At 69.0% G+C, this 2,745-nt stretch carries 4 protein-coding genes and 1 pseudogene; all 5 read right to left on the bottom strand.

What is annotated here, in order from left to right:
* Positions 1 to 533: pseudogene (locus tag RMP09_RS15290) on the bottom strand (two-component sensor histidine kinase); the annotation flags it as partial.
* Positions 530 to 1,231: a response regulator transcription factor gene (locus RMP09_RS15285; protein WP_310566844.1), complete on the bottom strand. Its 702-nt coding sequence runs from the start codon at positions 1,229 to 1,231 to the stop codon at positions 530 to 532. The pseudogene RMP09_RS15290 and the gene RMP09_RS15285, both read right to left, overlap by 4 nt.
* A 4-nt stretch (positions 1,232 to 1,235) precedes the next feature.
* Positions 1,236 to 1,526, bottom strand: coding sequence for a hypothetical protein (locus tag RMP09_RS15280; RefSeq protein ID WP_310566843.1), 291 nt, complete (start codon positions 1,524 to 1,526; stop codon positions 1,236 to 1,238).
* Positions 1,519 to 1,986, bottom strand: coding sequence for a Spy/CpxP family protein refolding chaperone (locus RMP09_RS15275; RefSeq protein ID WP_310566842.1), 468 nt, complete (start codon positions 1,984 to 1,986; stop codon positions 1,519 to 1,521). Before RMP09_RS15275 ends, RMP09_RS15280 begins: the two co-directional genes overlap by 8 nt.
* Positions 1,987 to 2,086: 100 nt before the next feature.
* Positions 2,087 to 2,745: aldo/keto reductase (locus RMP09_RS15270; RefSeq protein WP_310566841.1), on the bottom strand; the 659-nt coding region annotated here is incomplete at its 5' end.

The following is a 2,745-nucleotide window of genomic DNA, read 5'->3' as shown; positions in this document are numbered from 1 at the left end:
GCCAGCAGCGTGAGCACCAGCAGCGCGGTGAGCGCGTAGCCCACCAGGCGCGGACGGCGTTCGAACGCTTCCCCGTTGATGCCGAACTCGATGGTGTGGCCATCGGCCGTCTGGCGGTGCAGGATGCGCGGCCAGTCTTTGCCGCCGCCCCAGTCCTCGCTGCCGTTGTCGTCGCCCCGTGTTTTGTCGCGCAGCCACTCCGGCGGCCCCTGATCAGGGTGCGAGGCCCACTGGATTTGCGGGCCGTGGATGCGCACCGTCAGCGGCAGGCGCCCGGTCAGCGCGCGCGCGCGCTCCACGCTGGGTGCGGCGCCGCCGGCGGTGACGTCGGCGGCCAGGTGGTCCACGTAGTCCATCAGCAGGGGGCGCGCCGCTTCGCGCCAGCCCATGGTGAAGGCCTTCTGCGCGCCGGTGATGAAAACGAAGGTCATGGCCCCGGCGAGCAGCAGGAACACCAGCACCATGCGCAGCTTGATGGAGTGTGCGATGCGGTGCTTGGCCCGCCGCCATGACGACATGCGTTCGGTGCTCATGCGTCGGTGCGGCGCAGCGCCAGCGAATAGCCCGCGTTGCGCAGGGTCTTGATGCAGTCCAGCGGTTCGAGCTTCTTGCGCAGGCGGCTGACCACGATGTCCACCGCGCGGGTGTAGAGGTCGGCCTCGTGCCCGCGGATGTGGTTGAGGATGTCGTCGCGGCTGAACACGCGGCCGGGCTCGCGTGCCAGCATCAGCAGCAGCTCGTATTCGGTGCCGGTGAGTTCGAGCGCCTCGCCCTGGCGCAGCACGCTGCGGCGCGCGGTGTCGATGACCAGCCCCTCAAAACGCAGCGTGGGCGCGGCGCTCAGCACCGCCGCGTGCCCGTTGCCATTGGGTTTGAGGCGGCGCAGCACGGTCTGGATGCAGGCCACCAGTTCGCGCGGCTCGAACGGCTTGGGCAGGTAATGGTCGGCGCCGAGTTCAAGGCCGACCACGCGGTCCATCACGTCGCCACGCGCGGTGAGCATGACGATGGGAATGTCGCTGTCCTTGCGGATGGTGCGGCACAGCTCGAAGCCGTCCATCTCGGGCAGCATCACGTCCAGGATCGCCGCATCAAAGCCACCGCTGCGCAACAGCGCCAGGCCCGCGCTGGGCCGTGTGGCGTGCACCAGCTGCAGCTCGAAGCGCTGGAAATACGCGGCCAGCGGCGGGCCCAGGTTCTCATCGTCGTCGATCAGCAGGATGCGGTTCATCGGGTCATTCTGACAGGGCGCGGTGGCGGGCGATCAGGCGGCGCAGCCGGTCCTTTTGCGTGCGCTCCAGGGCATCGAAGCGGTCGCCCACGGCCAGCAATTCGGGCAGCAACGGCGCGGCCTCGATGGGTTCGCGCCGCGAGGCGCGGGCCCACAGTGAGAGCGCGTGCTCGCGGTCGAAGCGGGGCCCCCAGAACAGGGTCAGCAACTCCGCGTGCGGGTCATCGGCGTCGGCCAGCAGCACCGCCGTGTGCGGGCGGCCCTGCCGGGCGATCGCGTGCAGCGCGTCAGCCACGACCCCACCAGCCATGGCCACGGCGTTCCAGCTTCTCGCGCACCTGCTTTTGTTGCTCGGGGTTGAGGCTGTCGTAGAAGTCGCCAAAGGCGCTGAGCATCTGCGGCCCGTTGCCCTGTGCGGCCTGCAGCTTCTGGTCCAGCAGCTGCTGGGCCTTGCTGCGGTCGAACTTGTCGCCGGCCACCAGCGCCTGCAGATCGGTGCGCGGGTCGCCGTTGCCACGGAAGGCCTTGCGCGAGGCGATCATCTGGTCGGCCAGCACGCCCAGCTTGGCCTTCTGGTCGGCGTTGAGGTCGAGGCGGCTGCTGATCTTCTCGATCGCCTTGCCGCGCACTTCGGTGATGCGCTCGTCGCTCCAGCCGCGGGCATGGTCGCCGCGCGAGCCACAGGCGGAAAGGCCGCCGAGCACGACGGTGACGGACGTGAGGGCGATCAGGCTGCGTTTGATCCAGGGTTTCATGACGGGGCTCCTTTGAGGACGCTGTTGAACATGTCCGTCATGGTGCCCACCCGCTGCCCCCCGCGGGTTGCGGGGTCGTCGCGGTTTTTTTCGGTTTGTTTCAGCCGAAGGTTTCGGTGTCGACCTCGCTGTTGGCTTGCGCGTTGTAGCGGTTGCCGTGCACGGTGTGCTGGTTGATCAGCGCGTTCAGGCGCGCGAGCACGTCGGCCGACAGCTGCACCTCGGCCGCGCCGAGGTCGTCCAGCAGGTGCTCCACACGCGTCGTGCCGGGGATGGGCAGGATGTGATCGCCCTGGTGCAGCAACCAGGCGATGGCCAGCTGCGCCGGGGTGCAGCCGACCTCGGCCGCGATGGCGTTGTAGGCCGGCAGCAGCGCCTGGTTCTTGGCGTGGTTGTCCGGCGCAAAACGCGGCATGGTCCGGCGGATGTCCTTGGCGTCGAAGGCGCTCACGTCCATGGGGCCGCACAGGAAGCCGCGGGCCACCGGACTGAAGGCCACGAAACTCGCGCCCAGTTCGCGGCAGGCCTGCAGCACCGCGATCTCGGGGTTGCGGGTCCAGAGCGAGTACTCGGTCTGCACCGCCGCGATGGGGTGCACCGCGTGTGCACGGCGCAAGGTGGCGGCCGAGACTTCGCTCAGGCCGATGCTGCGGATCTTGCCCGCGCGCACCAGGTCGGCCAGCGCACCCACGCTGTCTTCGATCGGCACCTGCTTGTCCCAGCGGTGCAGGTAGTAGAGGTCGATCACATCGGTCTGCA

The organism is Hydrogenophaga sp., assembly GCF_031426985.1.
Classification (GTDB): Bacteria; Pseudomonadota; Gammaproteobacteria; order Burkholderiales; family Burkholderiaceae_C; genus Hydrogenophaga.
This window is presented reverse-complemented; position numbering and strand designations above follow the sequence as displayed.

What these genes read in the sequence shown, in the direction of transcription:
- RMP09_RS15285 (WP_310566844.1), bottom strand. Translation starts at nt 1,231, where the DNA reads ATGAACCGCATCCTGCTGATCGACGACGATGAGAACCTGGGCCCGCCG.
- RMP09_RS15275 (WP_310566842.1), bottom strand. Translation starts at nt 1,986, where the DNA reads ATGAAACCCTGGATCAAACGCAGCCTGATCGCCCTCACGTCCGTCACC.